This window comes from bacterium, assembly GCA_019912885.1.
In the GTDB taxonomy this organism is placed as follows: Bacteria; Lernaellota; Lernaellaia; order JACKCT01; family JACKCT01; genus JAIOHV01.
Window position 1 is genome coordinate 23,166 of the sequence record JAIOHV010000127.1, and the last position, 7,355, is coordinate 30,520.

8 protein-coding genes are annotated in these 7,355 nt (G+C 64.2%); 6 read left to right on the top strand and 2 right to left on the bottom strand.

What is annotated here, in order from left to right; translation table 11 throughout:
* Positions 1-14: 14 nt before the first annotated feature.
* Positions 15-1,580, bottom strand: coding sequence for a hypothetical protein (locus tag K8I61_10895; GenBank protein MBZ0272534.1), 1,566 nt, complete (start codon positions 1,578-1,580; stop codon positions 15-17).
* Here K8I61_10895 and K8I61_10900 point away from each other — a divergent pair.
* From K8I61_10900 to K8I61_10925, 6 genes are all read left to right on the top strand, one after another.
* Positions 1,579-2,736: a DUF2029 domain-containing protein gene (locus K8I61_10900; GenBank protein ID MBZ0272535.1), complete on the top strand. Its 1,158-nt coding sequence runs from the start codon at positions 1,579-1,581 to the stop codon at positions 2,734-2,736. The two genes, K8I61_10895 and K8I61_10900, sit on opposite strands and share 2 nt — an antisense overlap.
* A 74-nt stretch (positions 2,737-2,810) precedes the next feature.
* Entirely contained in the window at positions 2,811-3,287 is a 477-nt protein-coding gene (locus tag K8I61_10905; protein ID MBZ0272536.1) for a type II toxin-antitoxin system Phd/YefM family antitoxin, read from the top strand.
* Between the two features lie 65 nt (positions 3,288-3,352).
* Positions 3,353-3,724, top strand: coding sequence for a putative toxin-antitoxin system toxin component, PIN family (locus K8I61_10910; GenBank protein ID MBZ0272537.1), 372 nt, complete (start codon positions 3,353-3,355; stop codon positions 3,722-3,724).
* 110 nt (positions 3,725-3,834) lie between these two features.
* Positions 3,835-5,361 carry a sodium-dependent transporter gene (locus K8I61_10915; protein MBZ0272538.1) on the top strand — a complete coding sequence of 509 codons (1,527 nt, stop codon included), beginning with the start codon at positions 3,835-3,837 and terminating at the stop codon, positions 5,359-5,361.
* Positions 5,358-5,825, top strand: a complete 468-nt coding sequence (locus tag K8I61_10920) for a hypothetical protein (protein MBZ0272539.1) — start codon at positions 5,358-5,360, stop codon at positions 5,823-5,825. Before K8I61_10915 ends, K8I61_10920 begins: the two co-directional genes overlap by 4 nt.
* Positions 5,826-5,919: 94 nt before the next feature.
* A complete protein-coding gene (locus tag K8I61_10925) occupies positions 5,920-6,873 on the top strand; it encodes a TerC family protein (protein ID MBZ0272540.1) in 954 nt (317 codons plus the stop codon).
* On the opposite strand, the gene K8I61_10930 is transcribed toward K8I61_10925, so the two are convergent.
* Positions 6,874-7,355: uroporphyrinogen-III synthase (locus tag K8I61_10930; protein ID MBZ0272541.1), on the bottom strand; the 482-nt coding region annotated here is incomplete at its 5' end. It abuts the gene before it with no gap.

Consider the following 7,355-nt stretch of genomic DNA (forward strand, 5'->3'; position numbering starts at 1 on the left):
ATTCGGTTACGGCGTCAACCCGCGCGAAGCTGCCGCATTACGACCTGTTCCGTCGGCGAGCGGTCCGCCTTCGTCACGCGATACACCGCCATCGTATCCCCGGCGCCGGCGGTGTTGTCGCGGATCGTGATGCGATGCACCTCGTTGTCCGCGAAGGCGGCGACAAGCTCCCGCGAGTGCTCCGGATAGGTGATGACGTACGTGCAGCGGCGGCGGGCGTCGTGCGGCGTGCGCGGCGCGGCGTGCGCCGTGTTGAGCCCCAGGATGTCGAGCGCGTACCGCTCACCGAGATAGCGGATCGCGCCCGCGTCGAACAGGCAGACGATCGCGTCCGGCTCCGTGTTTTCGCGCACCCAGACGCCCATCGTTTCCTGCATCGCGTGGATGTCGCGGCTCATCACGGCGAAGCGGTGCGACAGATCGGAAACGCGCAGCAGATACGTGGACGGCAGGCCGGCCAGCGCGAGGACAAGCAGCATCGCCGCCGCGGGTTCGGCGAGCATCGGCGCGTACGCGCGTCGCACGAGCGCGACGCGGATGAGATCGACCAGAAGCTGCGCGCCGAGCGCCGCCACGATCACGATAAACGCATACATCGGCACGAGATAGCGGTTGCCGGGAAACGTTCCGCCCGTCACGCTGACCGCGCCGCCCAGAAGCCCCGCCGCGAGAATCGGCAGAGCGACAAGCGGCGCAAGCCGCGCGCGTTCGGGCATCGCGGCAACGCGCGCCAATCCAAGCAGCAGCACGACGATCGCTGCGACCGACGCGAGCATCGGGAACGTCGTGGCGACGGTTTCGCCCGCGTCGAACAGTCGGCCCGCGTTGGAAAGCTCCCCCGCGCGCACGTAGTAGCTCATCGAAAACGGCCGGCCGGTGACGGAAAAATTGTAGAACATCCAGAGCGCGGCGGCGGTCGCGGGCACGCCGAAAACCCACGCCGCGCCGCGCACCAGCGCGTTGCGTTCGCCCGTGCGCCGCGCGCGAAACGCAAGCCACGCGACGACGGCCCACGCCGCGCCGACCATGAGCAGGCCGTCCGGGCGCATCCACGCGCACGCGGCCAGCGCGACGGCAAGCGCGCGCGGTTTGCCATCGAGAAGAAAAAGCGTGGCCAGGGCCAGGGCGAGCGCGTAGGGCGCCGTCTCCATGCCGGAGAGCGCGGCGAAGGAAATAAGCGGATCGACCGCGACAACAAGCGCGGCGGCGATCGCGATGACCTTCGCCGCAAGGCGCCTCAGGAAGAAAAACACGACGACCGCGAGCGCGGCGTGCGCGGCGACGCCGAGGATTTTTGCCCAGAGCGCGGGCCCGATGCCGGCGCCGATACCCGGCGCGAGCAACACGAGCCAACCCAGGCTCGTGAATCCGGATTGCGGATCGCCGGGGTTGTAGTCAAGGCGCAGCGTTGTCGCGAGGCTTTTGGCGTAAACGAAGTGAATCCAGGAATCGTCGAGCGGAACGCCGCGCCCCTTTGACGCATACTCACCCGCGCCGGTAGATTCGATGGTCCACGCCACAAAGACGCACGCGGCGATGAGCGCCGCCGCGATCCAATGGGGACGGAGGCGAAACGCCATGCGCCGCCGCGTATCGACAATCGTTTTCGTCGTCGCGTTTTTGGCGCACATCGGGATTCTTGTTTCCGCCCTCGCGTCGATGGGCCGCGGCCTGTTCCACGATTCGGACGTGAACGCGGCGAACGGCTGCGACTTCTTCGCGATCTACGTCGCGTCGGACAATCTACTGCACGGGCGCGGGGTTTACGACGAGGGACCGGATACCGCGCCGGTGCCGTGCCACTACAGCTTCCGCTACCTGCCCACCGCGGCGGTCGCCGCGACTCCGTTCGCGCTACTGCCGCCGGAGCCGGCGTATTTCGCGTGGATCGCGTTTCTGGCCAGTGCGCTCGCGTTTTGCCTATGGTGCGTCTGGCGCCTTACAAACCGCGACCTCGCGACGTTCGCGCCCGTCGCCGCCGTCTGGCTTTTGTTTACGCCACTTTATTTGGAATACCGCCTAGGGCAATACAACCTCGTCCAGACTGCGTTCGTGATGGGGGCGCTCGCGGCGCTGCGCGCGGAAAAATCGCGCGCGTTCGCCGGCTGGTTCGCGGCGTCGCTCGCGTTCAAGCTCAACACGTGGCTCGCGCTGCCGGCGCTTGTGCGCGGCCGAAAATGGGGCGCGCCCTTGATCGCGCTTGGCGTTATCGCGATCACGAGCGTTCCGCACTTTCTGGCGTATCCGGATTCGCTTGGCGCGTTTCTCGGCAACTTCGGCGTCAGGCTCGAATACGGATTCACGACCGGCAATATGGGCGTGCCGATGTTGCTTGGCGTCGCCCTCCCCGCGCTCCACACGCCTTTGACCGCGCGTGCGGCGTTTTTCGCGGGCGTCGCGATCGGGCTTGCCGCGACGTGGCGCGCCCGGCGTCTCGACGTCGCGGATCTTGTCGCGTTCTGGTTCGCGCTGGCGCTGATTGTCTATCACCACACCTGGGAGCACCACTTCATCATGGCGCTTCCCGCGCTGACGCTGCTTGGCCTTCGCCGGCGCGGCGCGGCGTTCTGGATCGCGGCACTGCTGCTGGCCGCGCCGACGATCTACGGATTCGCGCACGGCGATTGGTCGCGCACGACGACGCTGATCCACCACGCGCAAAAACCGATCGGGGTCGCCATCCTTCTTGTCATGACGGTCGTCGAGGCGCGCACGCACGCACGCGCCGCGCGCTGATCGCGGCCGTTTCCGCCCCGGCATTGGACTAGGGCAACTATGGCAACTATAATAGTTGGCGGGAGGATGAAAAAATGGCCCAGCGAACGATCCCGGACAAGCCGCGCGAACAGCGCATTTCGACGAAAGATGTCCGAAATCGGCTCGGCGACCTGTTGAATCGCGTCGCGCTTCGCCGTGACGTCTTCGTCATCGAGCGCAAAGGCGAACCGATGGCGGCGCTCGTTCCTGTCGACTTTGTGGAGCGCTTGCGGTTATTCGAGCGCGCCCGGGAAAACGCGCGCCGCGATTTTTTTCAATATATCGACAGCCATAAGTCGGCGCCGGACACCGAACTGACCGAAGACGAAGTGATGAGATTCGCCGTCGAGCAGGTGCGTGCCGTCCGACAGGAAGCGCGACGTACCGTTCTGGAATTTTTTGAGGAACAACGGCGTCGTCCGGGTCCGAAACTCACGGATGACGAAGCCATGAAGCTTGCGCTGGAATTGCAGCGCGAAGTTCGCGAAGAAATGCACAAAGAGAAACAAGCGCGCAAACGGTCGCGGTAACACCAGGTGCATCGCGTCGTCATCGACAGAACGTCTTTATCAGCGCTGTCCTTACGCCGGACGGTGTGCCCGCCGCGATATTCGAAACTTTCGTCAAAAACGAGAATTTCCGGTTGCTCGTGTCGCAGGCGCTCGCCACGGAAGTCGAACGAACCTTCGCCAGGAAAAAGTTTCGACAACAATTTGAATCGCCCTTTCGGCTCGACGCATGGTTGGCGGCCATTCGCCTTGATACGGAACTCGTCCCGGACACCGGGCGCATTCAAGGCGTGTGCAAGGATCCCAAGGACGACTTCATCCTTTCCGCCGCCGTCGAGGGGAAGGCGGACTACATCGTCACCGGCGATGCGGACCTGCTGAAACTCGATCCGTTTGAAGGCGTGCGCATCGTCACCCCCCGCGCATTTCTGGACGTGCTCGAAAACCGCCGATCTTAGGCGTGTCGGGCAAGCCTCCTTGGCGTTTGACGGCGCCTCGTTTTTCCGGCTAGAAACGACGGAATCCCAATTCCATATTCCTGCATGTCGCGCGGCGACGGGAGCAATCGATGGCCGGCGAACGGGGCACCTGGCATAGCAAGATCGGCTTCATCCTGGCGGCGTCGGGAAGCGCGATCGGGCTTGGCAACATCGTCTTTTTTTCGGCGAACGCGTACAAGTTCGGCGCGGGCGCGTTTTACATCCCGTACTTCATTGCGCTTTTCGTCGTCGGCTTTCCGTTGATGGTGCTCGAGCTTGGGATCGGGCGCCTGTCCGGGCGCGCGCTTCCCGAGACGCTTCGTGTTTTTCGCGGACGCCCGGGCGAATTCATCGGCTGGTTCGGCATCCTGAACGCGTCGATCATCACGATGTATTACATTACCATCCTGGGGTGGGCGGTGGGCATGCTCGTCGGCTCGTTCTCGGAGCTGTGGAGTTCCGCCGCGGTGCCCGCGTTCGGCATCCCCGAGGGCGCGCTGACCGGCGCGATGAGTTACTTCTTCAACATGATCAGCCACCACCAGACGATCGTATACGTCGCGTTCGTCTGGGCTTTGAATCTCGTCGTCGTGTTCTGGGGAACGCGCAGCATCGAGGCCACGGTCAAGGTTTTCGTGCCGCTGATGTGGATTTTCATGATCGTCCTCATTATCCGCGGCGTCACGTTGCCCAACGGCACGCAGGGCATCTACCTGTTGTTCACGCCGGATTTTTCGGTGATGGCGAACGTGGAGGTCTGGCGCGGCGCGTTCTCGCAGATGTTCTTCACACTTTCGCTCGGCTTCGGGATCATGACGGCCTACGCGAGCTATTTGCCGAAAAACTCCGACGACACCGCGAACGCCGCGTCGATCTGCTTCATGAATTGCGCGTTCGAATTCATCGCGGGGCTTGCGATTTTCTCCCTGCTTTTCGCGTTCGCGATCGCGCCCAAGGCAAGCACGCTTTCGATGATGTTTTTTGTCGTGCCGCAGGGTATCGCGAACTTCCCGTTTGGTGTCGCGGCGTTTGGCGTGCTGTTTTTCACGCTGTTGCTCGTCGCCGGACTGACAAGCTCCGTGTCGCTCGTGGAGGCGGTCGTCAGTTCGATCCTCGACAAATACCGCAACGCCGACCGCCGCGTCGTCGCCGCCTCGGTGTGCGCGCTTGGCATGCTCGGCTCGATCGCCTTCGCGTGGCCGACGGTGATCGACGAGGGCCTCGACTCCAACGGGACGCTCGGCCTGACACTGCTCGACTTGTTCGACCATTGGGTGTTCGGCTACGGACTCATGATCTGCGGCCTCGCGGAGTGCGTCATCGTCGGATGGCTCCACGACATCGACGGCGTCATCGCGCACATCAACAAGACCGCGCGCATCAAGGTCGGCCCCATCTTCAAGGCCTTCATCCGCTACGTCACGCCCGCCGTCGTCATCTTCATCCTCGTTTCCAATATCGCGAAGGAGCTGAAAGACGGCATCTACGGCCACGACTTCAAGGTCGGGACGGCGACGTTCCTGCCGGCCCTGGCGGTGATTTTGTGGCTCGGATCGACGCTTGCCGGCGCGGCGATTCTGTCGCGCCGACGCGCGGGGCAGGAGGTGCGCTCATGATGCGGGCATGCGTCATCGTCATGGGATTGCTCGCATTCGCGGCGCCGGGTCTCGCGGATACGAAACTTGCCGTATCGCCCGAATTCCCGCTCGAACACGAAGGCGCGACCGTGACGCTAAGCGGCGAAATCCCCGACGGCCTTGAGCTGCGTGTGACCTATCGCCCGAACAGCGTCACGCAACGGACCGTTGCGGCCGGCCTGTTTGTCGACGGCCGCGCGACGTTCATCGCCGAAAAACCTGGCATCACCCTTGTCGAGGCCGCGCCCGCCGGGGCGGACGCGAAGGCTGTCGCGTCGGCCAATGTCGCGGTGCGTTTCGCGCGTTTTCCGATCTCCGGCGCGCTCATCTTTCTGTTCGCGGGCGCCGTGTTGTTCGGTGGATCGATCTACGCCGTGCGCCTGGTCATGAAGGAAGAAAATTTCGCCGCGGGCGCGTCCGGGAAAGTGCTTGCCGACGAATAGCGCACGGCCCTAGAATCCGCTCCCGCCGCCGGGCCGTGGAATTTTGTTCGCGCGGCTTACCGACACACGGCGCCCTTGCCGGGATGCTGCACCGATGATTTCCGAAAACCCCGCCTGGTGGGCCGCCTTCATCGCGTTCGTGCTCGCGATGCTCGTCCTCGACCTGAAGGTCTTTCACCGCGAGGCGCACGCGGTTCGCGTCCGCGAGGCGCTCTACCTCACCGCGTTCTGGATCGGGCTCGCGCTCGCGTTCAACGTCATGATCTACGTGACGCGCGGACACGACCCCGCGATCGAGTTTCTGACCGGCTACATCATCGAAAAGTCGCTGTCCGTCGATAACCTCTTCGTCTTCGCGCTGATCTTCCGGTACTTCAACGTCGACGACCGCTACCAGCACAAGGTGCTCGCGTGGGGCATCATCGGCGCCCTCATCATGCGGGCGATCTTCATTTTTCTCGGTGTCGCGCTGATTCAAAAACTCGATTGGATCATCTACGTCTTCGGCGCCTTCCTGATCGTCACCGCCGTCCGCCTGGCGCGCGAAACCGAAAAAGAGATCCACCCCGAACGCAATCCCGTCTTGCGCCTCGTGCGCCGGATTTTCCCGATCGCTCCCGTTTACGACGGCGAGCACTTCCGCACGACGTTCAACGGCCGGCGGATGTTCACGCCGATGTTCGTCGTGCTCGTCGCGATCGAGACGACAGACCTCATCTTCGCGGTGGATTCCATTCCCGCGATCCTCGCGATCACGCTCGACCCGTTCATCGTCTTCACGTCCAACGTATTCGCGATCCTCGGCCTTCGCGCGCTCTACTTCGCGCTCGCGGGGATGATGCGCATGTTCGACTACCTGCACTACGGCCTGGCGGTCGTGCTGGGCTTCGTCGGCTTCAAGATGGTCGCGCACAAATGGGTGCACATCCCGACGCCGATCGCGCTCGGCGTCGTGCTCGGCGTCATCGCGCTCTCGGTGTGGATCTCCGTCGCCAAAGCGAAAAAGGAAGGGCCGATCGTCGATCCCGACGAGGCGCCGGGCGCGTAATCAGCGCGCCGCAAACGCGCGCAGGATCGCGTCGATCATGCCGCCGATGTCGTGCGGATCGGCCTCGGCCGCGACGGGCAGATCGAGCGCCTCCATCGTCCGCGTGGTCTGCGGGCCGATGGAGACGAGCTTCGCGTGCTCCGCGATTTTCGCCGCACCCTCCTCGCCAAACGCGTCCACGAATGCGCTCGCGGTGGAGGAACTCGCGAACGTCACCACATCCGGCATGTCGGCAAGCAGCCGTTCGCGCCGGCGCGCGTCGATGCCCGCGGGCACGGTGCGATACGCGACGGGCGCGATGACTTCCACCCCGCGCGCGAGAAGCGCGTCGGCGATCGTCGAGCGCGCACGATCGCCGTGCGGGATCAACACGCGCGCCGCGCGATCCGAATGCCCAACGCACGCGAGCAGTTCCCCGGCGAGCGACTCGGCGACGTATTCCGGCGGCAGCAGATCCGCGACAATCCCGCGCCCGTCGCGTA